This is a genomic window from Streptomyces sp. CRN 30, assembly GCF_034105845.1.
In genome coordinates this window covers 23261-46855 of the sequence record NZ_JAVRHI010000215.1, presented here as the reverse complement: position 1 = coordinate 46855, position 23595 = coordinate 23261, and the positions used below count along the sequence as shown (strand labels likewise).

General features: G+C 72.4%; 18 protein-coding genes and 1 pseudogene. 9 read left to right on the top strand and 10 right to left on the bottom strand.

All coding sequences use genetic code 11. The annotated features are described in order from the left end of the window. Both UW392_RS23160 and UW392_RS23155 read right to left on the bottom strand, forming a co-directional pair. Positions 1-345: maltotransferase domain-containing protein (locus UW392_RS23160; protein ID WP_320777005.1), on the bottom strand; the 345-nt coding region annotated here is incomplete at its 3' end. Positions 346-555: 210 nt separating this feature from the next. Then, entirely contained in the window at positions 556-1758 is a 1203-nt protein-coding gene (locus tag UW392_RS23155; RefSeq protein ID WP_320777004.1) for a S8 family peptidase, read from the bottom strand. Between the two features lie 343 nt (positions 1759-2101). Between UW392_RS23155 and glgP the strand changes: the two genes are divergently transcribed. Further along, positions 2102-4720 carry an alpha-glucan family phosphorylase gene (glgP, locus tag UW392_RS23150; RefSeq protein WP_320777003.1) on the top strand — a complete coding sequence of 873 codons (2619 nt, stop codon included), beginning with the start codon at positions 2102-2104 and terminating at the stop codon, positions 4718-4720. A gap of 64 nt (positions 4721-4784) precedes the next feature. On the opposite strand, the gene UW392_RS23145 is transcribed toward glgP, so the two are convergent. Then, positions 4785-5375: a DUF1990 domain-containing protein gene (locus UW392_RS23145; RefSeq protein ID WP_320777002.1), complete on the bottom strand. Its 591-nt coding sequence runs from the start codon at positions 5373-5375 to the stop codon at positions 4785-4787. A gap of 234 nt (positions 5376-5609) precedes the next feature. On the opposite strand from UW392_RS23145, the gene UW392_RS23140 reads away from it, so the two are divergent. Continuing rightward, positions 5610-6653, top strand: a complete 1044-nt coding sequence (locus UW392_RS23140; protein ID WP_320777001.1) for a terpene synthase family protein — start codon at positions 5610-5612, stop codon at positions 6651-6653. Between the two features lie 10 nt (positions 6654-6663). Here UW392_RS23140 and UW392_RS23135 read toward each other — a convergent pair whose 3' ends face one another. The 3 genes from UW392_RS23135 to glgX form a co-directional block, all read right to left on the bottom strand. Continuing rightward, complete coding sequence (locus UW392_RS23135) at positions 6664-8532, bottom strand: ABC transporter ATP-binding protein (RefSeq protein ID WP_320777000.1); 1869 nt, start codon at positions 8530-8532, stop codon at positions 6664-6666. Then, positions 8529-10388, bottom strand: a complete 1860-nt coding sequence (locus UW392_RS23130; RefSeq protein WP_320776999.1) for an ABC transporter ATP-binding protein — start codon at positions 10386-10388, stop codon at positions 8529-8531. Before UW392_RS23130 ends, UW392_RS23135 begins: the two co-directional genes overlap by 4 nt. 73 nt (positions 10389-10461) lie before the next feature. Further along, complete coding sequence (glgX, locus tag UW392_RS23125) at positions 10462-12714, bottom strand: glycogen debranching protein GlgX (RefSeq protein WP_320776998.1); 2253 nt, start codon at positions 12712-12714, stop codon at positions 10462-10464. Between the two features lie 280 nt (positions 12715-12994). Here glgX and UW392_RS23120 point away from each other — a divergent pair, with 280 nt between their 5' ends. The 7 genes and pseudogenes from UW392_RS23120 to UW392_RS23090 all read left to right on the top strand — a co-directional run. Beyond that, positions 12995-14221 (top strand): L,D-transpeptidase, encoded by a 1227-nt coding sequence (locus UW392_RS23120; protein ID WP_320776997.1) that lies wholly within the window; start codon positions 12995-12997, stop codon positions 14219-14221. A gap of 114 nt (positions 14222-14335) precedes the next feature. Continuing rightward, positions 14336-15553, top strand: a complete 1218-nt coding sequence (locus UW392_RS23115; RefSeq protein ID WP_414496627.1) for a L,D-transpeptidase — start codon at positions 14336-14338, stop codon at positions 15551-15553. 43 nt (positions 15554-15596) lie between these two features. Beyond that, a complete protein-coding gene (locus UW392_RS23110; protein ID WP_320776996.1) occupies positions 15597-16364 on the top strand; it encodes an enoyl-CoA hydratase/isomerase family protein in 768 nt (255 codons plus the stop codon). 276 nt (positions 16365-16640) lie between these two features. Continuing rightward, complete coding sequence (locus UW392_RS23105) at positions 16641-17144, top strand: ATP-binding protein (RefSeq protein WP_320776995.1); 504 nt, start codon at positions 16641-16643, stop codon at positions 17142-17144. 76 nt (positions 17145-17220) lie between these two features. Continuing rightward, the gene (locus UW392_RS23100; RefSeq protein WP_320776994.1) at positions 17221-18447 is read left to right on the top strand and encodes a YncE family protein; all 1227 of its coding nucleotides are present in this window, start codon (positions 17221-17223) and stop codon (positions 18445-18447) included. Positions 18448-18563: 116 nt separating this feature from the next. Next, complete coding sequence (locus UW392_RS23095; protein WP_320776993.1) at positions 18564-18776, top strand: EF-hand domain-containing protein; 213 nt, start codon at positions 18564-18566, stop codon at positions 18774-18776. A gap of 137 nt (positions 18777-18913) precedes the next feature. Beyond that, positions 18914-19597: pseudogene (locus UW392_RS23090) on the top strand (NADPH-dependent F420 reductase); the annotation flags it as partial. A 65-nt stretch (positions 19598-19662) separates the two neighbouring features. On the opposite strand, the gene UW392_RS23085 reads toward UW392_RS23090, so the two are convergent. The 4 genes from UW392_RS23085 to gcvH all read right to left on the bottom strand — a co-directional run bounded on the left by UW392_RS23085 (position 19663) and on the right by gcvH (position 23450). Beyond that, entirely contained in the window at positions 19663-20220 is a 558-nt protein-coding gene (locus UW392_RS23085; protein WP_320776992.1) for a glycoside hydrolase family 25 protein, read from the bottom strand. Between the two features lie 108 nt (positions 20221-20328). After that, entirely contained in the window at positions 20329-21696 is a 1368-nt protein-coding gene (locus UW392_RS23080; protein ID WP_320776991.1) for an L-serine ammonia-lyase, read from the bottom strand. Between the two features lie 93 nt (positions 21697-21789). Further along, positions 21790-23055 carry a serine hydroxymethyltransferase gene (gene glyA / locus UW392_RS23075; protein ID WP_320776990.1) on the bottom strand — a complete coding sequence of 422 codons (1266 nt, stop codon included), beginning with the start codon at positions 23053-23055 and terminating at the stop codon, positions 21790-21792. Between the two features lie 17 nt (positions 23056-23072). Then, a complete protein-coding gene (gcvH, locus tag UW392_RS23070) occupies positions 23073-23450 on the bottom strand; it encodes a glycine cleavage system protein GcvH (RefSeq protein WP_320776989.1) in 378 nt (125 codons plus the stop codon). Positions 23451-23595 lie beyond the last annotated feature (145 nt).

The following is a 23595-nucleotide window of genomic DNA, read 5'->3' as shown; positions in this document are numbered from 1 at the left end:
GGGCAGCGCGACGGTGGCGCCCCAGCGGTCGGTACCGGGCGCCAGCTCCCGCATCGGCGTCCACGGCCCGGTACGCCCCTGGGGATCCGTCAGGACCACGTCCGCGGCGACCGCGTCGTGCCCCTCCCGGAACACCGTCGCGGAGATCTCGAACTCCTCACCCGCCACGGCCTTGGCCGGCCGCCGCCCGTGCTGGACCATCGGCCGGACGTCGAGGACGGGTATCCGGCCGATCAGGGGGAGGGCCGGCTCCGCGGAGGGCGGGCCGGCACTCGCCCGGGGCACACGCGGCCCCGGGGTGGTGCTGGTCGTCGGAGGTGCTGCCGAGTGGTGCGTGGCGGGCATGACCGCTCCTGTCCGCGTCAACGTCGTAACCGGCGAGGGGGTGGGGAGATGGCACCTGGGGGCGTACCGGAGGAGCCTTCCCACCCTATGCGGGTGGGCATTCCGGCACTTTGTTAACTACTCACGCGTATGTCTACACACAAGACCGGCCTCGTCCGTGCGGACGAGACCGGTGTCGCCTACCCCGTAATGCGTGGAAATCCCCAGGCGTTACGGGCTGTTCACCTGGAGCAGTCGATCCGGTGATCCGATGCCGCGAGCCGTTACCTTCCCCGCCACGGCGGCGTTTGCGAGCGCATCGCTCACCTCCGCCGGGGTGTCACCCGGATGGGCGGCTAGGCGGAGCGCGGCAGCGCCCGTGACGTGCGGGGTCGCCATCGACGTACCGGCGTGGGTGGCCTTCGCCGTGTCGCTCGTGTTCCACGCGGAGGTGATCGACACGCCCGGCGCGAAGACGTCCAGGGACGGTCCCCAGTTGGAGAAGGGGGCGCGCCGGTCCCCGTCGTCGGTGGCGCCGACCGTGATCGCCTCCTTGACACGGGCGGGCGAGTAGAGGTCGGCCGCGATGCCGTCGTTGCCGGCCGCCACCGCGAAGGTGACACCCGACGCGATCGAGGTACGGACGGCCGCGTCGAGCTGGGCGTTGGCGAAACCGCCCAGGCTCATGTTGGCCACGGCCGGCTTGCGCGCGTTCCGGGTCACCCAGTCGATGCCCGCGATGACCTGGGCGGTGGTGCCCGAACCGGCGTCGTCGAGGACGCGCACCCCGACCACCCGCGCCTTCTTGGCGACGCCGTACGTGGTGCCCGCGATGATGCCCGCCACATGGGTGCCGTGCCCGTGGCCGTCCTGGGCGGTCGCGTCGTCCTCGACGAAGTCCCAGCCGCTGCTCGCCCGGGAGCCGAAGTCCTCGTGGGTCGCCCGGATGCCGGTGTCGATGACGTACACGGTGACGCCCGCGCCCTCCGGTTCGGGTGCGTCGTAGCTCTCGTCCAGGGGCAGGTCCGGCTGGTCGATCCGGTCGATGCCCCACGAGGGCGGGTTCCTCTGGACGTGGTCGTAGGCCACTCGGGTGTCCTGCGTGACGGAGGCGACGCGGGCGTCCGCCGCGAGCTCCCGTGCCTGCCGCTCCCCGGTCGTCACGGAGTAGCCGTTCAGGACCGAGCTGTAGGTGTGGCCTATTCGCGCTCCGTACGCCTCGGCGACGTCGTGGCCGGCCGCCGAACGGGCCCGGGTCCCGCCCTTGAGCGTCACGATGTAACTGCCGCTCACGGATCCGGGGTCGCCGGTGCCGAGTATCCGCCCCTGGGGCGCGGCGTACGCCGGCGGAGTGACGGCCGAAAGCGCCGCGGCCAGGGCGAGCGCCGTCAGGCCCGCCGCCCGGCGTGGACGCCGGATTCCGGTCTTGGTCATATGGTGAGTTCCCCTCCTCAACTCGGCGTACCGACGGCGCCTTTCACCGGACTCCGGTCAAAACGGCCGGTACGCCACTGGGCAGCCTCTCGTGCGCTGTGGGGCCCCACAAGGCCGGGTGGCGGGGCGGAATCGGCCATATCCCTGGTGAAAGCCGTGTGAAGGTTGCGGCGACATCCGGACGAAAAAAGCACCGGGAAGCTGGCCGGGCGGGAACACGGGGTACGGATGCGCCGTGGTTGTGGAGGCGCTCGCGCCGCTACGGTCGACAGTGACGACGAAGGGGCACACAGCGGTGTGGGCCCCTCGGCCGCGCACGTCCTCCATGAAGGTGGAAGCTTAAGTGAAGGCGATTCGCAGGTTCACCGTACGACCCGTCCTCCCCGCAGCCCTTCACCCGCTCAGCGAACTGGCGCGCAACCTGCGCTGGTCCTGGCACGCGGAGACCCGTGATCTCTTCCAGTCCGTCGATCCCGACCGCTGGACCGCGTCCGGCGGCGACCCCGTACGGCTCCTCGGCAGCGTTCCGGCCGACCGCCTCGCGGAACTCGCCGAGGACCGGCGTTTCCTGCGCCGTCTGGGTGCCGCGGCCGACGACCTGCGGGACTACGTGGGCGGGGACCGCTGGTACCAGGCGCAATCCGGCGGCCTCCCGGCCGCCGTCGCGTACTTCTCCCCCGAGTTCGGCATCACCGCGGCCCTGCCGCAGTACTCCGGCGGTCTCGGCATCCTCGCCGGCGACCACCTGAAGGCGGCCAGCGACCTCGGTGTCCCGCTCATCGGCGTGGGCCTGCTCTACCGGCACGGCTACTTCCGCCAGTCGTTGTCGCGGGACGGCTGGCAGCAGGAGCACTACCCGGTCCTGGACCCCAACGAGCTGCCGCTGGTGCCGCTCAGGGAGGCCGACGGCACACCGGCCCAGGTCTCCCTCGCGCTGCCCGGCGGGCGCAGCCTGCGGGCCCGGATCTGGCAGGCCCAGGTGGGGCGCGTACCGCTGCTGCTCCTCGACTCCGACGTCGAGGAGAACGACCTCGGCGAGCGGGGCGTCACCGACCGGCTGTACGGCGGCGGCAGCGAGCACCGGCTGCTCCAGGAGATGCTGCTCGGCATAGGGGGTGTGCGGGCGGTCCGGACGTACTGCCGGCTCACCGGCCACCCGGAGCCCGAGGTCTTCCACACCAACGAGGGCCACGCGGGCTTCCTCGGCCTGGAGCGCATCGCCGAGCTGCACGACCAGGGGCTGGACTTCGACGCGGGGCTGGAGGCGGTCCGGGCGGGCACGGTCTTCACCACCCACACGCCCGTCCCCGCCGGCATCGACCGCTTCGACCGTGAACTGGTCGCCCGCCACTTCGGCCCCGACGCGGAGCTGCCCCGCATCGACGTGGAACGCATCCTCCGGCTCGGCCTGGAGACCTACCCCGGCGGCGAGCCGAACCTGTTCAACATGGCCGTGATGGGCCTCAGGCTCGGCCAGCGCGCGAACGGCGTGTCGCTGCTGCACGGCCAGGTCAGCCGGGAGATGTTCGCGGGACTGTGGCCGGGCTTCGACGCGGACGAGGTGCCCATCACCTCCGTCACCAACGGCGTCCACGCCCCCACCTGGGTGGCCCCCGAGGTGTTCCGCCTCGGCGCGCGGCAGATCGGCGCGCAGCGCACCGAGGACGCCCTCACGGTCGGCGGCTCGGAACGCTGGGACTCCGTCGCCGACATCCCCGACCAGGAGATCTGGGAACTCAGGCGCTCCCTGCGCGAACAGCTCGTGGAGGAGACCCGGCGGCGGCTGTACGCGTCCTGGCGGCAGCGCGGCGCGGGTACGGCCGAGCTCGGCTGGATCGACGGGGTGCTCGACCCCGACGTGCTGACCATCGGCTTCGCGCGCCGCGTGCCCTCGTACAAGCGCCTCACCCTGATGCTGCGCGACCGCGACCGGCTGCTGGACCTGCTGCTCGACTCCGAGCGGCCGGTGCAGATCGTGGTGGCGGGCAAGGCCCACCCGGCGGACGACGGCGGCAAGCGGCTGGTGCAGGAGCTGGTCCGGTTCGCGGACGACCCGCGCGTACGCCACCGGCTGGTCTTCCTGCCGGACTACGGCATGGCGATGGCCCAGAAGCTGTACCCGGGCTGCGACGTCTGGCTGAACAACCCGCTGCGGCCGCTGGAGGCGTGCGGGACGAGCGGGATGAAGGCGGCCCTCAACGGCTGTCTGAACCTGTCGGTCCTGGACGGCTGGTGGGACGAATGGTTCCGGCCCGACTTCGGCTGGGCGATCCCCACCGCGGACGGCCAGGCCACCGACGAGGACCGCCGGGACGACCTGGAGGCCTCCGCCCTGTACGACCTGCTGGAGAAGCGGGTCGCGCCGCGCTTCTACGAGCGCGGCCAGGGCGGGCTGCCCGACCGCTGGATCGAGATGGTCCGCCAGACGCTGACCCACCTCGGTCCCAAGGTGCTGGCCGGGCGGATGGTGCGCGAGTACGTGGAGCGCCTGTACGCGCCCGCGGCCCGCTCCCACCGCGCGCTCACCCCGGACGCGGCCCGCGACCTGGCCGAGTGGAAGGGCCGGGTGCGCGACGCCTGGCACGACGTCACGGTCGACCACGTCGAGACCTCCGCGGTGACCACCACGGCGGAACTGGGCACCACCCTGTCGCTGCGGGTCCTCGTGGGGCTCGGCGGGCTGGCCCCCGACGACGTCGAGGTGCAGGCGGTGTCGGGCCGGGTGGACGGGGAGGACCGCATCGCGGACGCCGAGTGCGTGCCGCTGAAGCCGACGGGCGGCCCGGACACGGAGGGCCGGTGGGTGTACGAGGGCCCGCTGTCCCTGGACCGCACCGGACCGTTCGGGTACACCGTGCGCGTGCTGCCGGCCCACCCGCTGCTGGCCTCGGCCGCGGAGCTCGGGCTGCTGGCGGTGCCGTCGGAGGAGTCGGGGGAGGGCGCGGGCGTGCTCCTGCGCTGAGCCGGGACGGCGGGGGCGCACCGCGCCGCGGTGCGCCCCCGCCGTGCCCGCCGTGTCCGGGGCGTCAGTCCTGGATCTCCGCGCACAGCCCGCGCAGCACCGTCCCGCACCGTCGCGCGTACGCGTGCTGCAGTCCCCGGGTCGCCGCCCCGCCCGCCCGGGCGTACCACTTGGCCGCACGGCTGAACGCCGTCACCGTCAGCCAGACCGTCCCGTCCCCTGTACGGGTGACCACGAAGGCCTCCTCGCCGCACTCGGGGTGACCCTGGAGGGTGCCGTAGGCCCATCCGCGGCGACGCGGCTCGTCCAGCGTCCAGACCACCCGGCACGGGGCCTTGATCAGGCCGGCGAGGGTGACCGTGATGTCCACCCCGGGAGCGGCCTCGGGGGCGGCGGCCTCGACGCCCACGCCGATCGCCCGGTGCAGCTCCCAGGTCAGCACGGCCCGGGAGGCGCGTTCGAAGACGTCCTCGCCCTCGCCGATGCGGGTGCGTACCTCCAGGGGGTGGAAGCCGGGCGGGCAGTGGCCGGACAGGGTCGCGCCGACCTGCTCGTAGGTGAAGGGGCCGTCGGGGAAGGGGCCGTCCGGGGAGGGGGTGGGTGCGGGGGCGTCGTCGAAGGGGCCGTGTGGGGGTCGGCCATCCGTGTGGGGCATGGGGCCAAAGCCTAGGGCGGTACCCCGAGTTGTACGAGTGCCGGACTGACGTACGGCCAGGACGCAAGGGGACCAAAGGGGACAGAGGTACCGCATCGGCGTGGGCGGGGGTACGTCACGGCGTGCTGAGCCGCGCCCGCGCCCCGTGCGCCGCGTCGGCCGCCCTGCTGGTCACCGGGGCGGACTGGCAGGCTCGGAGCCTGTGGACAGACCCCGGCGAGCAGGGGAAGAACGATGATCACCCGGCCCATCCGCGAGACCTCACCGGCCGCCGCGACGCGCATCCGCATCGGCACCCTCCCGCACCCCGGCCGGGCGAGACTGCACCCCGCGCACGCCGCGCTGACCGAGGCCGAGGACACCTGGCTCGCGCACGCCGTGCCCTTCACCGGCGGACCACGCAGGGAGACGTTCCTCGCGCGGCGGATCCCCCGCTGGGTGTGCTGGTGCTACCCCACCGCCCGCCCCACCGCGCTGACCTCCATCAGCCGCCTGTACACCCTGCTGTCCGCCTTCGCGGACCCGGCGGCGCAGGAGTGGGAGGCCCACGACGACCTGCTGCGGATGCTCGACGGCACCGGCGACGACACCAGCCCGTACGCCACCGCGTACAAGGACGCCCGGGCCGAGCTGACCGGGGCGATGACGGCCGGGCTGCGCCGCCGGCACGCGCGCGCCCACCGGCGCTGGGCCGAGGCCCTCGTCATGGAGAGCTCCCTGCGGGCCGGCGGGCACACCGTCCACCCCGACGTGTGCTTCCCGCTGCGCCGCCTGTGCACCGGCGGCGAGACGGTCCTGCTGCCCCTCGAGCACGGTCTCGGCATCGACCTGACGGAGCTGATGGAGCGGGACGCCGACCTGGCCGGCCTGTGGCGCGTCGCGGGCACGCACATGGTGCTGGTCGACGACCTGTTCGGCCTGCGCGGGGAGCTCCGCACCGGCGACGGCCTCAACCTGCTGCTGTCCCTGATGCGGCACCAGGGCCTGACGGTCCAGGCCGCCGTCGACGTCCTGCTGCGCCGCGTCGCGGACGCCGACGACGAGTACACCCGCGCCTGCCGGACCCTGCGCGCCCGCTACCGGCACCATGGGCTCGGCGGTGACCTGGACCGGTACCTGGAGGCGGTGGGCCACCTGATCGCAGGGAACCTGGCCTGGCACTACGAGTCCCGCCACCACCACGGCCCCGGCCACACCTGGGACGGCCGCCCGCCGGTGGAGCTGGTCCTGCACCCGGACCGGACCGAGTTCGTGTACGGGGCCGGGCGGGAGGAGTAGCCGGGACGGATCAGGCGAGGCTGTCCTGCCAGGCCCGGTGCAGGTCGGCGAAGCGGCCGGTGCCCGCGATCAGGTCGGCCGGGGAGCCGTCCTCGACGATCCGTCCGTGCTCCATCACCAGGACCCGGTCGGCTATACCGACGGTGGAGAGCCGGTGGGCGATCACGACCGCCGTGCGTCCCTTGAGCACGGTCAGCATCGCGCGCTGCACGTCCCGTTCACCGGGTATGTCCAGCGAGCTGGTCGCCTCGTCGAGGATCAGCACGGCCGGGTCGGCCAGCAGCGCCCGCGCGAACGCCACCAGCTGGCGCTGCCCGGCGGAGATCCGGCCGCCCCGCTTGCGCACGTCGGTGTCGTAGCCGTCGGGCAGCTCGCTGATGAACGCGTGCGCGCCGATCGCCCGGGCCGCCTCCTCGATCTCCTCAGCGGTCGCGTCGGGGCGGCCGATGGCGATGTTCTCGGCGACCGTGCCCGAGAACAGGAACGCCTCCTGGGTGACCATGACCACGCCGCGCCGCAGCTCGGACACGGCGAGGTCGCGCAGGTCGACGCCGTCGAGCAGTACCCGGCCGTCCGTGGGGTCGTAGAAGCGGGCGAGCAGCTTGGCCAGGGTGGACTTCCCGGCGCCGGTCGAGCCGACGACCGCGACCGTCTGCCCGGCGGGGAGGGTGAGGTCGAAGCGGGGGAGGATCTCGCCGCCGGTGCGGTAGGCGAAGCGGACGCCGTCGAAGACGACCTCGCGGCCCGGGTGCTCGGACGCGAGGGCCGGGAGGGCCAGGGGCACCTCGGGCTCCGGCACCGACGGTGCCTGCGCCAGCAGCCCGGCGATCTTCTCCAGCGAGGCCGCCGCCGACTGGTACGAGTTCAGGAACATGCCGAGCCGGTCGATCGGGTCGTAGAGCCGGCGCAGGTACAGCACCGCGGCCGCCAGCACCCCGAGGGCCAGCGCGTCGTCCGCCACCCGGTAGGCGCCCCACAGCACGATGGCCGCGACCGCGGTGTTGGCGACCAGCCGGGAGCCGACCACATAGCGGGCCATCTCCAGGATCGCGTCGCCGTTGGTGCGCTCGTGGCGGTGGTTCAGCTTCCCGAACTCGGCGTCGTTGGCGGCCTCGCGGCGGAAGGCGCGCACCGGGCGGATGCCGTTCATCGTCTCCACGAACTTCACGATGACGGCGGCGATGGCGGTCGAGCGCAGCCGGTACACGCGGACCGCGCGCCGCTGGTAGAGCCGTACCAGCAGATAGAGCGGGACGAGGGAGGCCAGCGCGGCCGCACCCAGGCCGAGGTCCAGCCAGAGCAGCATGACCGTGATGTAGACGAACGACAGGATGACGGTGACGAGTTCCTGCAGTCCCTCGTCCAGCAGTTCGCGCAGCGACTCCACGTCGGTGGTGGAGCGGGAGATCAGCCGCCCCGAGGTGTACCGGTCGTGGAAGTCGACGCTCAGCGCCTGCGCGTGGCGGAAGATCCGGCCGCGCAGGTCGAGCAGCACGTCCTGGCTGACCCGGCCGGCGACGCGGATGAACAGGTACTGCAGCCCGCCGGAGGCCAGCGCGCACAGCAGGTAGGCGACGGCCACCAGGACCAGCGGGCCGTGGTCGTCGCGGCGCAGCGCGGGCACGGCGCTGTCGATGGCGTACGCGACGAGCAACGGGCCCGCCTGGACCGCCGCCTGCTGGACCAGCAGCACGGTCGTCGTCACGGCGACGCGGCCCTTCATCGGGGCCAGCAGCGAGCGCAGCAGCGCGGCCGTGGCGCCCGGGGGTGTGGGCAGCACATCGCTGTCGAAGGGGTCGCCGGTGCCGTGCGCCGCCCGGGTGTCGTCCGGGTCGTCGTGGCCGGTGGCGGCCGGCGCCGGTGTCGTGGGCGTCGTCATCGGTGGGCTTCCTCCATGGCGCCGGCGCCGGCGACGGACGTGCCGGGCGGCCCGTCGGCGGCGTGGTCCGCGCCCGACATGAGCCAGGCGTACTCGGCGTTGGTGCGCAGCAGTTCGTGGTGGGTGCCGACGGCGGTGATGCGGCCGCCGGAGAGCAGGGCGACGCGGTCGGCGAGCAGCACCGTGGACGGGCGGTGGGCCACGATCAGGGCGGTGGTGTCGGCGAGCACCCGGCGCAGGGCGGTCTCGACGGCGGCCTCGGTGTGCACGTCCAGCGCGGACAGCGGGTCGTCCAGGACGAGGAAACGGGGCCGGCCGACGACCGCCCGCGCCAGCGCGAGCCGCTGCCGCTGGCCGCCGGACAGGCTCAGCCCCTGCTCGCCGACCTGGGTGTCGGTGCCCTCGGGCAGCGTGTGCGCGAAGTCGGCCTGGGCGACGGCCAGCGCCCGGTCCAGCTCCGCCCGGCCGGCCTCGCCGGCGGCGCCCATCAGCACGTTCTCGCCGACGCCGGCGGAGAAGAGGGTCGGCTCCTCGAAGGCGACGGCGACCTTGGCTCGCAGCTCCTCGCGGGACATCGCCGTGATGTCCTCGCCGTCGAGCGTGATCCGGCCCTCGGTCACCTCGTGCAGCCGGGGGATCAGCGCGGTGAGCGTGGTCTTGCCGGTGCCGGTGGCGCCGACCAGGGCCATCGACTCACCGTGGCGTATGTGCAGGTCGATGCGGTCCAGCACGTACGGCGCGTCCCGCGGGGCGTCGGGGTAGCGGAACCGCACGGCGTGGAAGCGCAGCCCGTCGTCCCCGTGGCGCGCGTCCTTCCGGTGGGCCGCGGCGGTGGGCGCGGCCGGGGCGGGGGCCGTGCCCGACTCCGGCTCGGCGTCCATCACCTCGAAGTACCGCTCCGTGGCGGTCGCCGCCTCCTGCGTCATCGCGAGCAGGAAGCCGATGGAGTCCACGGGCCAGCGCAGGGCGAGGGCCGTGGACAGGAAGGCCACCAGCGTGCCCGCCGACAGGGCGCCGTCGGACACCCGCACGGTGCCCAGCACCAGGGCCGCGCCGATGGCGAGCTCGGGCAGCGTGACGATCACGGCCCATATCGTGGCGAGCAGCCGTGCCTTGTGCAGCTCGGTGCCGCGCAGCGTCCGGGACAGCTCCTTGAAGGCCCGCGCCTGGCTGCGGTGGCGGCCGAACCCCTTGATGATCCTGATGCCGAGGACGCTCTCCTCGACGACCGTCGTCAGATCGCCGACCTGGTCCTGGGCGCGCCGCGCGACCTGGGCGTAGCGCTTCTCGAAGACGATGCAGGTGATCATCACCGGGACGGCCGGGATCAGGATCACCAGGCCGAGCGTCCAGTCCATGAGCAGCATGATGATCACGCCGACCACGATGGTCACCCCGTTGACCAGCAGGAACGTCAGGGGGAAGGCGAGGAACATGCGCAGCAGCATCAGGTCCGTGGTGGAGCGCGACAGCAGCTGTCCCGACGCCCAGCGGTCGTGGAAGGCGATCGGCACGCGCTGGAGGTGCCGGTACAGGGACGCCCGCATCCCCGCCTCCACACCGGCCAGCGGCCGCGCCACCAGCCACCGCCGCAGCCCGAAGAGCCCCGCCTCGGCGAGCCCGAGCAGCAGCAGGTACAGCGCCCCGAGCCACACGCCCCGCGGGTCGCGCTCGGCGACCGGCCCGTCCACCAGCCACTTGAGGACGAGCGGGATCACCAGCCCGATGCAGGACGCGAGGACCGCCACGGCGGCGGCGGTGAGGAGTCTGGCGCGTACCGGCCGCACGTACGGCCACAGGCGCAGCAGGGTACGGACGGTGGAGCGGTCGTCGGCGAGTGCGGGTGTCGTGGGCATCAGGGGGGAGCCTACGGACCGGCACCGACACTGCCCACCGAGTTTTCGTTCGACGGGAGCGGCGGGACGGAGCTCAGCCGGCGACCCTGAGCAGCAGCACCGACCGGGCCGGCACCGTGATCGCCGCCCCCGCCGGGTGCGTCCCGTCCGGCGCCCGGGACTGGTCCTCCCGCGAGGTGTCGACGACCACCTCGTACCGCTCCGCCCACGGCGCCCCCGGCAGCAGGAACCGCACCGGGCGCTCCCCGGCGTGCAGGACGGCGAGGAAACTGTCGTCCAGCACCTTCTCGCCCCGCTCGTCCCGTCCGGGTATGTCGCGGCCGGAGAGGTACATGCCCAGCGTCGCGGCCGGCGCGTACCAGTCCTGTTCCGTCATCTCCGCGCCCCGGGCCGTGAACCACGCCAGGTCCCGCAGCCCGTCCGAGGAGTGCGGCCGGCCGGAGAAGAACGCCCGCCGGCGCAGCACCGGGTGTGCGTGGCGGAGCGCGAGGAGGCGGGAGGTCAGGTCGAGCAGCGCCTTCCAGCCGGGATCCTCGAGCAGCGACCAGTCCACCCAGCCGGTCTCGTTGTCCTGGCAGTAGGCGTTGTTGTTGCCGCCCTGGGTGCGGCCCATCTCGTCGCCCGCGACCAGCATCGGCACGCCCGTCGACAGCAGCAGCGTCGTCAGCAGGTTCCGCAGCTGCCGCCGCCGCACCGCGGTGACGTGCCGGTCGTCGGTCTCGCCCTCCACGCCGCAGTTCCAGGACCGGTTGTCGTCCGTGCCGTCCCGGTTGCCCTCGCCGTTCGCCTCGTTGTGCTTGCGCTCGTAGCTCACCAGGTCGCGCAGGGTGAAACCGTCGTGCGCGGTGACGAAGTTGACCGACGCGTACGGGCGCCGGCCGCCCCACGCGTACAGGTCGCTCGACCCCGACAGCCGGTACCCCATCTCCCGTACGTCCGGCAGCGCGCCCCGCCAGAAGTCCCGTACCGCGTCCCGGTAGCGGTCGTTCCACTCCGTCCACAGCGGCGGGAAGGCGCCCACCTGGTAGCCGCCCGCGCCCACGTCCCAGGGCTCCGCGATCAGTTTGACCCGTCGCAGCACCGGATCCTGGGCGATCACCGCGAGGAACGGGGAGAGCATGTCGACGTCGTGCATCGAGCGGGCCAGCGCGGCGGCCAGGTCGAAGCGGAAGCCGTCCACGCCCATCTCCGTCACCCAGTAGCGCAGCGAGTCCGTGATGAGGCGCAGCACGTGCGGCTGCACCACGTGCAGGGTGTTGCCACAGCCGGTGTAGTCCGCGTACCGGCGGGGGTCCGCCTGGAGGCGGTAGTAGCCGCGGTTGTCGATCCCGCGCAGCGACAGCATCGGCCCGAACTCGCCCGCCTCGGCGGTGTGGTTGTAGACCACGTCGAGGATGACCTCGATGCCGGCCGCGTGCAGTGCCCGCACCATCCGCCGGAACTCGCCGACCTGCTGCCCGGCCGTCCCCGAGGCCGCGTACGCCGCGTGCGGGGCGAAGTAGCCGATCGAGTTGTACCCCCAGTGGTTGCGCAGGCCCCTCCGCAGCAGGTGGTCCTCGTGGGCGAACTGGTGCACCGGCAGCAGCTCCACGGCCGTCACGCCCAGCTTCACGAGGTGTTCGATCGCGGCCGGGTGCGCGAGCCCCGCGTACGTGCCGCGCAGCTCCTCGGGCACCCCGGGGTGGCGTGCGGTGAAGCCGCGCACGTGCAGCTCGTAGATGACCGAGTCCGCCCACGGCGTCTTCGGGCGCCGGTCGTCGGTCCACTCGTCGTCGGGCGCGTCGTCGTGGACCACGACGCCCTTCGGCACGTGCGGCGCCGAGTCCCGGTCGTCGCGCACCGTGTCCGCCACGTGCTGCTCGGGCCAGTCCCGCACGTGCCCGTACACCTCCGGCGGCAGCGCGAACTCCCCGTCCATCGCACGCGCGTACGGGTCGAGGAGCAGCTTCGCCGGGTTCCAGCGGGCGCCGGTCCACGGGTCCCAGCGGCCGTGCACGCGGTAGCCGTACTGCTGCCCGGGCTCCACCCCGGGCACGAAGCCGTGCCAGATCTCGTGCGTCAGTTCGGTCAGCGGCAGCCGCCGTTCCGCGCCGTCCGCGGCGAACAGGCACAGCTCCACGGCCTCCGCCCCGCCCGCCCACAGCGCGAAGTTGGTGCCCGCGACCCCGTCCGCGCCCACCCGGTACCGCGCCCCGAGCGGGGTGGGCGCACCCGGCCGGACGGGCACCGGGGCGGCCGTGCTCCGCGCACCGTCCGGCACGGCGGCCGGGTGCGCGGCCGGTCCGGGCTGCTCCCGGACCGCCTCCTGCTCGGGCGGGCTCGACACCTGAGGGCCTCCTGCGGCTCGGGCGGCACGGCACGGACACAAGGGCGGGCGGCGGTACGTCCCGGTGCGCCGTCCGTCTCCGGTACGCCGTCGCCGGTGCCGCAGGGGTGACCCGCCCGGTCCCGCGGGCGTACGACGCTCTCACCCCTGACGACCCCGGCGCGCCCCTCCGGCTCGCTCGCGGACGCGGCCCGCCGTCGTGTCGTCCTCCCCAGTGTTCTGCCCAGGGCGTGGCTCGCACTCACGTTTCCCGGGGGCACACGCCGTCGTTGGGCCGCACGTGAAGCATCTGCACACGCGCGCGGGGCGCGCCGGGGCCGTGCTGGCCGCCGTACTGACATGGGCAGGACTCCTGGCGGGGGCCGCCGGCTGCGTGCCGGACGGAATCGTCGGCGAGCCGGGGGCGCCGCGGGACAGCATCCGTGTCACACCCGGGGACGGCAGCGAGGGCGTCCGCGCCGGCGCGCGGTTCGAGGTGCGGGTGCCGGACGGCCGGCTGGAGTCCGTGAAGGTCGTCCGGTCCCAGGATGCCCAGGAGACACCCGTGCCGGGGACCTTCTCCGTGGACCGGGCGTCCTGGCGCCCCACCGGCTCCGGCAGGCTGGCACTGGCCGCCCGGTACACCGTGGACGCGGTCGCCCTGGACGGGCACGGGCGCCGCTCGGCACGGCACACCACCTTCACGACGTACGTGCCCGACCAGCGCTTCGTCGCCTACGTCGTACCGGAACAACGGTCCACCGTCGGCACCGGAATGATCGTCTCCCTGCAGTTCAGCCGGCGCATCGCCGACCGGGCCGCCGTCGAACGGGCCGTCCGCGTCACCGCCCGGCCCGCCGTCGACATCCGGCCGCACTGGTTCGGCGCGGGCCGCCTGGACTTCCGGCCCGCGCACTACTGGAGGCCGGGCACCCGCGTCACCGTCGGGCTGCGGCTGCGCGACGTCGAGGGCGCGCCCGGTGTGTACGGGCTGCAGCACCGGACGTTCTCGTTCACCGTCGGCCGCCACCAGACCAGCCTCGTCGACGCGGCCGCCCACACCATGAGGGTGCGGCGCGGCGACGGGCTCCTCGCCACCCTGCCCATCACGGCGGGGGCGCCGAGGACCACCACGTACAACGGGAAGATGGTCGTCACCGAACTGCTCGAGATGACCCGGATGAACGGCGCCACGGTCGGCTTCAAGCGGGCCGACGGCAAGGGCGAGTACGACATCCCGGACGTCCCGCACGCCATGCGGCTCACCGGCTCCGGCACCTTCCTGCACGGCAACTACTGGGCCCCGGACGTCTTCGGCAACGCCAATGTCAGCCATGGCTGTGTCGGCCTGCGCGATGTGAAGGGCGGCAGTTCCGGCACCCCGGCGGGCTGGTTCTTCGACCGCAGCCTCGTCGGGGACGTCGTCGAAGTCGTCAACAGCAATGACAAAAAGGTCGCTCCAGACAACGGGCTCGGAGGGTGGAACATGGGGTGGAAGCAGTGGAAAGCGGGTGGCGCGGTGACGTAACCCGATATAGCACTGACACAGGGGTGGACACCAAGGGGGCGGCACGGGGCGGGAACGCGCCGTGGACGCGTGGGCGTACGGACCTGAACGGGCCGTGCGAGGGGAGGCGCGAACGTGAACGGGCGACCGATGGGGGCGGGGGCGGCTGGCGCGCGGGCACCGGGGGACCGGGTGGCGCGGGCGCGCGGGCGGGGGATACGGGGCGCCCTGGCGCTGGTACTGGGCGTGCTGCTGCTCGCGGCGACCGCGTGCTCAGGGGACGACGCGCCCAAGACCTCGAAGGCCGTGGTGACGATAGCCCCGAAGAACGGCGCGGGCGCGGTGGACACCACCGGCGCCGTGGAGGTCACCGCCGCCGAGGGCAGGCTGACCAGGGTCGAGGTGAAGGACTCCGAGGGCAACGAGGTCGAGGGACGGATCACCGGCGAGGGCACCGCCTGGACGCCGTCCGGCCACCTCAGGTCGGCCACCGAGTACACCGTCCACGCCGTGGCCGAGGACACCGACGGCCGCGAGGCCACGGAGCGGTCCGCCTTCACCACGCTGAAGCCCGAGAAGACCTTCGAGGGCGCCTCCGTGCCCGAGGACGGGGCCACGGTCGGGGTCGGCATGCCGTTCTCGCTCACCTTCGACCAGGGCATCACCGAACCCGGTGACGTGCAGCGGGCGATCACGGTGAAGACCGAGCCGGAGGTCGAGGTCGTGGGCCACTGGTTCGGCGAGAACCGCATCGACTTCCGCCCCGAGCGCTACTGGAAGCCCGGGACGAAGGTGACCGTGGACCTGAACCTGGACGGCGTCGAGGGCCGCTCCGGCGTCTACGGGAAGCAGACGGAGCGGATCTCCTTCACGATCGGCCGCAGCCAGATCTCCACCGCCGACGTCAGCACCAAGGAGATGATCGTCGAGCGGGACGGCAAGGTCCTCAAGACCCTCCCCGTCACCACGGGTGCGCCGGGCTACGAGACCTGGAACGGTCAGATGGTCATCAGTGAGCGCTACGAGGTGACCCGGATGAACGGAGCCACGGTCGGCTACGCGGGCCAGTACGACATACCGGACGTCCCGCACGCCATGCGCCTGACCACCTCCGGCACCTTCATCCACGGCAACTACTGGAGCGGCGCCTTCGGTTACTACAACGCCAGCCACGGCTGCATAGGCCTGCGCGACGTGCGGGGCGGCTACGACCCCACGACCGCGGCCGCCTGGTTCTACGACAACTCGATGATCGGCGACGTGGTGGTCGTGAAGAACTCCAACGACGCGACCGTCGCCCCCGACAACGGGTACAACGGATGGAACATGCGCTGGGAGGACTGGAAGGCGTGATCCATCGGGGTCCGCTGTCGTTAGTGGCCGTTAACCTGCCCCCATGACTGTGCATCTCGAAGTCGCCGAGGGCGTCGGCACCCTCCGTCTCGACCGGCCGCCGATGAACGCGCTGGACATCGCCACCCAGGACCGCCTGAAGGAGCTCGCCGAGGAGGCCGCGCGCCGCGACGACGTGCGCGCGGTCGTGCTCCACGGCAACGAGAAGGTGTTCGCGGCCGGCGCGGACATCAAGGAGATGCAGGCCATGGACCACGCGGCGATGGTCGCGCGCTCCCGGACCCTGCAGGACTCCTTCAGTGCCGTGGCCCGCATCCCCAAGCCGGTCGTCGCCGCCGTCAACGGCTACGCGCTGGGCGGCGGCTGCGAACTGGCGCTCTGCGCCGACCACCGCGTCGCCGCGGAGAACGCCAGGCTGGGGCAGCCGGAGATCAAGCTGGGCCTGATCCCGGGCGCGGGCGGCACCCAGCGGCTGGCGCGGCTGATCGGTCCGTCGAAGGCCAAGGACCTCGTCTTCACCGGCCGCGTCGTCGACGCCGCCGAGGCGCTCGCCCTCGGCCTGGTCGACCGGGTCGTCCCCGCCGGGGAGGTGTACGCGCGGGCGCACGCGTGGGCGGCCGAACTGGCGCGGGGACCCGCGCTCGCGCTGCGCGCGGCCAAGGAGGCGATCGACGCCGGCCTGGAGACGGACCTGGAGGCCGGGCTCACGATCGAACGCAACGCCTTCGCCGGCCTGTTCGCGACGGAGGACCGGGAGCGCGGCATGCGCAGCTTCGTGGAGGAGGGCCCGGGCAAGGCGAAGTTCGTGTGAGGCCGCGGGCTCCCGGGCTCGCGTTGACGCCCCGTCATACTCGTAATCCCCCGATAGGGCGGTTTATAGGTACCTTAAGCCAGTCTTAAGGAATGATGGCGCCGCGCCGGGCCCGGCCGTCGGACGGCAAGCTGTCGCCCCAGCTCACCGATGCTTTTATGAGATGTTTCCTGCCTGCGGCATATGCCTGCGCAGCCCCTCGGAACGGATGGTTCCGAGGGAGCCATTCCTCCGGAACGGCCCCGGGTCGTGCCCCGGGCGGCCATGATGGGGGGCATGGCGGGGCTGGAAGGTATCGAACAGCCGCGGCAGCACGGACGTGCGACCGCGGCGCGCTGGTCGCCTGCGGTCGAGGACGAACAGGCGCTGAAAGCCCTGGAACTGCTCGGGGACCCCACGGAGAGCGAGGTCCCGTTGCCGTCCCGCCCCGAATCCGCGGCCACCGCACGACGCCTCGCCCAGGTCGTGCTGCTGCGCCAGTGGGGCCTCGGTCCCAGGATGACCGAGGACGCGGTCCTCCTCGTCTCCGAACTCGTCGGCAACGCCGTCCGCCACACCGGCGCCCGTGTCTTCGGCCTCCGGATGCGCCACCGTCGCGGCTGGATCCGCGTCGAGGTCCGCGACCCCTCCCGCGGCCTGCCCTGTCTGATGCCGGTGCAGGAGCTGGACGTCAGCGGCCGCGGCCTCTTCCTCGTCGACAAGCTCTCCGACCGCTGGGGCGTCGACCTGCTGCCCCGCGGCAAGACGACGTGGTTCGAGATGCGCGTGGCGGACCGGTAGCGGCGCCTGAGCGAGCCGCGACCCGTACACGGCGCACACGGATCAATCGCCGCATCACGGTACGGAACGGTCTTGAATGGTGCGGGTGACCCCGCTCGCGCCTTCCGCGCCCTCTGCCGCCACCCCCGGGCGCACCCTCCTCCGGCGCGCCCTGATCGCCGCCACCGCCCTCACCGCCCTCGCCGCCTGCGGCACCGGGGCCGACGACCGTGCCGGGGAGTCCCGCACGACCGCCCGGGCCGCCCGTGAGTCCGGGCGGGCCCCGGCCGTGCGCGGCCTGCCCGGCATGCCGCCCGTCCTTGATCCGCGGGACGTCTACGCCGCCGACCGCCCGAACCGGCTCTCCCCGGTGGTCCGGGACTTCCCGTCCCGCGTCTACGTCCCCAACTCCGAGTCCGACACCGTCTCCGTCATCGACCCGAGGACGTACGAGGTGATCGAGACGATCCGGGTCGGCCGCCAGCCCCAGCACGTCGTGCCCTCCTGGGACCTGAAGACCCTCTGGGTCAACAACAACCGCGGCCACACCCTCACCCCCATCGACCCGCGGACGGGCCGGGCCGGGAAGCCGGTCGAGGTCCACGACCCGTACAACCTCTACTTCACCCCGCACGGGAAGTACGCCGTCGTGATGGCCTCCCTCGACCGCGAGCTGGTCTTCCGCGATGCGCACACCATGGAGGAGGTCAGGACGGAGCCGGTCGCCTGCTACGGCGTCAACCACGCCGACTTCTCCCTCGACGGCCGGTACTTCGTCGTCTCCTGCGAGTTCAGCGGCGAACTGCTCAAGGTGGACACCGAGCGGATGAAGGTGGTCGCCAAGCAGCGGCTGCCCTTCGAGGGCGCCATGCCGCAGGACGTGAAGCTCTCCCCGGACGGCAAGCGGTTCTACATCGCCGACATGATGGCCCACGGCATGTGGGTCCTCGACGGCGAGACGTTCGCCACGCCGGAGCTGCTGCCCACCGGCAAGGGCTGCCACGGCCTGTACGTCAGCCGTGACTCCCGCGAGATGTACGTCTCCAACCGCGGCGAGGGCAGCGTCTCCGTCTTCGACTTCCGCCGCAACAGGCTGACCAAGAAGTGGCGCCTGCCCGACGGCGGCAGCCCCGACATGGGCGGCGTCTCCGCCGACGGCAAGGTCCTGTGGCTGTCCGGCCGGTACGACGCCGAGGTGTACGCGATCGACACCCGCACCGGGAGGCAGCTGGCCCGCATCCCCGTCGGCAACGGCCCGCACGGCCTCGCGGTCTACCCGCAGCCGGGCCGCTACTCGCTCGGCCACACCGGGGTCTTCCGCTAGGGCGTTTCCGACGCCCTGAGGGGACGGCGCCGGCCACGAGCGTGGGCCGCTCCGCGGGCGGTTAACCTGGCCGGCGTCAGTTACGACAGCAGGAGCACGAGACGAGGGGCGGTCCGGTGGCGGACATCGAGGAAGCGCGCGCACATTTCGGGCGGATCGACAAGGACGGTGACGGGTTCATCACCGCGGCCGAGTTCAAGACCGCCCTGGCCCAGCAGGGCGACTGGAACGTCACCGAGTCGGTGGCCGAGGCCCTCATAGCCTCCCGCGACATCGACGGCGACAAGCTGCTGTCGTTCGACGAGTTCTGGATCCACCTGAACAAGTGAGCCGCAACCGGAGGGGCACCCACCGCGCAGTGCGGGGGTGCCCCTCCGGAATACCTGCCCGCTTCCGGGAGTTGGTGCTGCCCAGGGACGGCGCCCGAAGGTAGAAAAAGGGGACCGAAGGGCGTTCCAGGCAGACACCCATCCGAAAGGGTCAGTCAATGAAGATCGGCATCATCGGAGCGGGCAACATCGGCGGCAACCTCACCCGGCGGCTCACGGCACTCGGCCACGACGTCTCCGTCGCCAACTCGCGGGGGCCGCACACCCTCACCGAGCTCGCCCGGGAGACGGGCGCGACCCCCGTCCCCGTCGAGGAGGCGGCGCGCGGCGCCGACGTGGTCGTCGTCACCGTCCCGCTGAAGGCGGTCGCCGACCTGCCGTCCGGGCTCCTGACCGGGGCGGCGGAGGACGTGGCCGTGATCGACACGAACAACTACTACCCGAAGCAGCGGGACGGCAGGATCGCCGCGATCGAGGACGAGGGCCTGACGGAGAGCCAGTACGTCGCCCAGCGGATCGGCCACACGGTCGTCAAGGCGTTCAACGGCACCTACGCCCAGGACATCCTGGACCGCCACCGCCCCGAGGGCGCCCCCGACCGCCTGGCCCTCCCGGTGGCCGGCGACGACGAGGCGGCGAAGGCCCGGGTCCGCGCCCTGATCCACGAACTGGGCTTCGACACCGTCGACGCCGGCCCCCTGGACGAGTCCTGGCGCCAGCAGCCCGACACCCCGGTCTACGGCCTCCGGGAGGGCGTCGAGGCCGTCACCAAGGCACTGGCGGAGGCGTCACCGGAACGGAAGCCGGAGTTCCGGGGGTAAGTCCGCCCGGGGCCGGTGGTCCGGTCCTGTCTGTGGTCCTGTGGTCCGGTGGGCCGGTGCGCCGCTCAGGCGGCCCCGGCCCACTGCCGCAGGGCCGCCTCGCTGGAGAACTGGCCCACGTTCTTGTCCACCGGGTCGTCCGTGTACTGGTGGAAGAGCCACTTCGCCTGGACGCGCGGCTTGCCGGCGCCCACGTAATCGGCGATCCAGAGGCCGTCGCCGGCGTACGAGGTGGTGTCGACGTTCAGCCAGAAGTCACGGTTGCAGTAGAGCACGCACTTGTTGCCCGGCCGGAGTCTCTTCACCTCGCGGATGAAGCGGTCCTTCTCCGCGTTGCTCGCGCGGGTGCCGCTGCTCGTGGTCTCCCAGTCGCAGGCGAGGACGTCACCCGCCCGCTCCGGGGCCTTGGAGACGAAGTACGCGGCCTGGGCGTCGATGTTGCCGGGCCACAGGAAGTGGTAGAAGCCGACGACGCAGTCGGCGTCGCGGGCGGTCTTCGTCTGGGCGGTGAGCTTGGGGTTGACGTACGACCGGCCCTCCGTCGCCTTGACGAAGACGAAGTGGAGGCCGTCGGTGCCGTAGGAGTGGGACTGGTACGAGCTGACATCTATGCCGCGGAGCATGCGGGGGGAACTCCTCTGCGCAGTGCAATGGGGGGATGTGTACGTTGTCGTACGTGTGAGCGCCCCCGAATCATTCAAAGTCGCGCGGCGCTTCTCCCGGCCGCTCCGTCAGCACTCGATGATGTTGACCGCCAGCCCGCCCCGCGCCGTCTCCTTGTACTTCACCGACATGTCCGCGCCCGTGTCCTTCATGGTCTTGATGACCTTGTCGAGGGACACCTTGTGGGAGCCGTCGCCGCGCATCGCCATGCGGGCCGCCGTGACCGCCTTGACCGCGGCCATGCCGTTGCGCTCGATGCACGGGATCTGGACCAGACCGCCGACCGGATCGCAGGTCAGGCCGAGGTTGTGCTCCATGCCGATCTCGGCGGCGTTCTCGACCTGTTCCGGTGTGCCGCCGAGGACCTCGGCCAGCGCGCCCGCCGCCATCGAGCAGGCCGAGCCGACCTCGCCCTGGCAGCCGACCTCCGCGCCGGATATCGAGGCGTTCTCCTTGAACAGCATGCCGATCGCGCCGGCGGCCAGCAGGAAGCGGACCACGCCGTCCTCGTCCGCGCCCGGCACGAAGTTCATGTAGTAGTGCAGGACCGCGGGGATGATGCCCGCGGCGCCGTTGGTCGGGGCCGTGACGACCCGGCCGCCCGCCGCGTTCTCCTCGTTCACGGCCATCGCGTACAGGGTGATCCACTCCATGGAGCGGGCCGGCGCGTCGCCCTCGGCGCGCAGCTGGCGGGCCGTGACGGCCGCCCGGCGGCGGACCCTGAGGCCGCCCGGCAGGATGCCCTCGCGGGACATGCCGCGGGCCACGCACTCCCGCATCACCCGCCAGATCTCCAGCAGCCCCGCGCGTATCTCCTCCTCGGTGCGCCAGGCGCGCTCGTTCTCCAGCATGAGGGAGGAGATGGACAGGCCCGTCTCCTTCGTCAGCCGCAGCAGCTCGTCGCCCGTGCGGAAGGGGTACTTCAGGGCCGTGTCGTCGAGCTTGATGCGGTCCGCGCCCACCGCGTCCTCGTCGACGACGAAGCCGCCGCCCACGGAGTAGTACGTCTTCGCCAGCAGCTCGGCGCCCTGCGCGTCGTACGCCCACAGGGTCATGCCGTTGGCGTGGTAGGGCAGCGTCTCGCGGCGGTGCAGGACGAGGTCGTCGTCGTACGTGAAGGCGATCTCGTGGTCACCCAGCAGGGTGAGCCGGCCCGACTCCTTGATCCGCTCCACCCGGTCGTCCGCCGTCTCCACGTCCACCGTGCGCGGCGAGTCGCCCGTGAGGCCCAGCAGCACCGCCTTGGGGGTGCCGTGGCCGTGGCCGGTCGCGCCGAGGGAGCCGTACAGCTCCGCGCGGACCCGGGCGGTGGAGGCCAGCAGCTCCTCGTTCCGCAGGCGGCGGGCGAACATGCGTGCGGCGCGCATCGGGCCGACCGTGTGCGAGCTCGACGGGCCGATGCCGACCGAGAACAGGTCGAAGACCGAGATGGCCACGGGGACTCCTCATGCGGGGGTGGTGCGAGGGAAAGGGACGGGGCGCCGTGCTCCCTTGTGAGTCGTCACGGCGCCCCGGAGGGAACAGCGGTACTACTTGCCCAGGTCGGGGTAGAGCGGGTGCTTCTCCGCGAGCGCGGTCACCCGGGCCCGCAGCGCCTCGGCGTCGTAGGACGGCTTCAGCGCCTCCGCGATCACGTCCGCGACCTCGGTGAAGTCCTCGGCCGTGAAGCCGCGGGTGGCGAGGGCGGGCGTGCCGATCCGCAGGCCGGAGGTGACCATCGGCGGGCGCGGGTCGTTCGGCACGGCGTTGCGGTTGACCGTGATGCCGACCTCGTGGAGGCGGTCCTCGGCCTGCTGCCCGTCCAGCTCGCTCTCGCGCAGGTCGACCAGGACGAGGTGGACGTCCGTCCCGCCGGACAGCACGTTCACGCCGGCCTCGCGGGCGTCCGGGGCGGTCAGCCGCTCGGCGAGGGCGCGGGCGCCGTCCACCGTGCGCTGCTGGCGCTCCTTGAACTCCTCGGTGGCCGCGACCTTGAAGGAGACCGCCTTCGCGGCGATCACGTGCTCCAGGGGGCCGCCCTGGAAGCCCGGGAAGACGGAGGAGTTCAGCTTCTTCGCGAACTCCTTCCTCGCCAGGATGATGCCGCCGCGCGGGCCGCCCAGCGTCTTGTGCGTCGTGGAGGTCACCACGTCCGCGTACGGCACCGGGTTCGGGTGCAGGCCCGCCGCGACCAGACCGGCGAAGTGCGCCATGTCCACCCACAGGTACGCCTCGACCTCGTCGGCGATCCGGCGGAACTCGGCGAAGTCGAGCTGCCGCGGGTACGCCGACCAGCCCGCGATGATCACCTTGGGGCGGTGCTCCTTGGCGAGCCGCTCGACCTCGGCCAGGTCGACCAGGCCGGTCGCGGGGTCGACGTGGTAGGCGACCACGTCGAACTGCTTGCCGGAGAAGTTCAGCCGCATCCCGTGCGTCAGGTGGCCGCCGTGCGCCAGGTCCAGGCCGAGGATGGTGTCACCGGGCTGGGCCAGCGCGAAGAGCGCCGCCTGGTTGGCGGAGGCACCGGAGTGGGGCTGCACGTTGGCGTACTCGGCGCCGAACAGCTCCTTGACCCGGTCGATGGCGATCTGCTCGGCGACGTCGACGTGCTCGCAGCCGCCGTAGTAGCGGCGGCCCGGGTAGCCCTCGGCGTACTTGTTGGTCAGCACCGAGCCCTGGGCCTCCATGACGGCCACCGGAGCGAAGTTCTCCGAGGCGATCATCTCCAGGGTGGACTGCTGGCGGCGCAGCTCGGCGTCGACGGCGGCGGCGACGTCCGGGTCCAGTTCGTGCAGGGGCGTGTTCAGAAGCGACATGTGTCGGAAACGACCTCTCAGCCGGCGGAGAATGCGGCGTACTCGTCGGCGGAGAGCAGGTCCTTCGGCTCCTCCGTGACGCGTACCTTGAACAGCCAGCCGCCCTCGAAGGGGGCGGAGTTCACCAGCGACGGGTCGCCGACCACGTCGTCGTTGATCTCGGTGACCTCACCGGTGACCGGGGCGTAGAGATCGCTGACGGACTTGGTGGACTCCAGTTCGCCGCAGGTCTCGCCCGCGGTCACCGTGGAGCCCACCTCCGGGAGCTGGGCGTAGACGACGTCACCGAGCGCGTTGGCCGCGAACTCGGTGATGCCGATCGTCGAGACGCCGTCCTCGGCGTCCGACAGCCACTCGTGCTCCTTGCTGTAGCGAAGCTGCTGGGGGTTGCTCATGGCTGGAATTCTCCTGTACGCGGGGGAGTGATGCGGAATGGGGGACTGCTGAAAACGCTCGTGAGCAGGGAAAACGTGCGCGGTGTCACATACGTCACGTGCGGTGCGCGCCACTGTCGGTGCGGCCCGGTGGCCGCACCGACGG

Coding starts and splice junctions, on each gene's coding strand:
- UW392_RS23155 (WP_320777004.1), bottom strand. CDS start 1,758: ATGACCAAGACCGGAATCCGGCGTCCACGCCGGGCGGCGGGCCTGACG.
- UW392_RS23145 (WP_320777002.1), bottom strand. CDS start 5,375: ATGCCCCACACGGATGGCCGACCCCCACACGGCCCCTTCGACGACGCC.
- UW392_RS23140 (WP_320777001.1), top strand. CDS start 5,610: ATGATCACCCGGCCCATCCGCGAGACCTCACCGGCCGCCGCGACGCGC.
- UW392_RS23135 (WP_320777000.1), bottom strand. CDS start 8,532: ATGACGACGCCCACGACACCGGCGCCGGCCGCCACCGGCCACGACGAC.
- UW392_RS23130 (WP_320776999.1), bottom strand. CDS start 10,388: ATGCCCACGACACCCGCACTCGCCGACGACCGCTCCACCGTCCGTACC.
- UW392_RS23110 (WP_320776996.1), top strand. CDS start 15,597: ATGACTGTGCATCTCGAAGTCGCCGAGGGCGTCGGCACCCTCCGTCTC.
- UW392_RS23105 (WP_320776995.1), top strand. CDS start 16,641: ATGGCGGGGCTGGAAGGTATCGAACAGCCGCGGCAGCACGGACGTGCG.
- UW392_RS23100 (WP_320776994.1), top strand. CDS start 17,221: ATGGTGCGGGTGACCCCGCTCGCGCCTTCCGCGCCCTCTGCCGCCACC.
- UW392_RS23085 (WP_320776992.1), bottom strand. CDS start 20,220: ATGCTCCGCGGCATAGATGTCAGCTCGTACCAGTCCCACTCCTACGGC.
- glyA (WP_320776990.1), bottom strand. CDS start 23,055: ATGTCGCTTCTGAACACGCCCCTGCACGAACTGGACCCGGACGTCGCC.
- gcvH (WP_320776989.1), bottom strand. CDS start 23,450: ATGAGCAACCCCCAGCAGCTTCGCTACAGCAAGGAGCACGAGTGGCTG.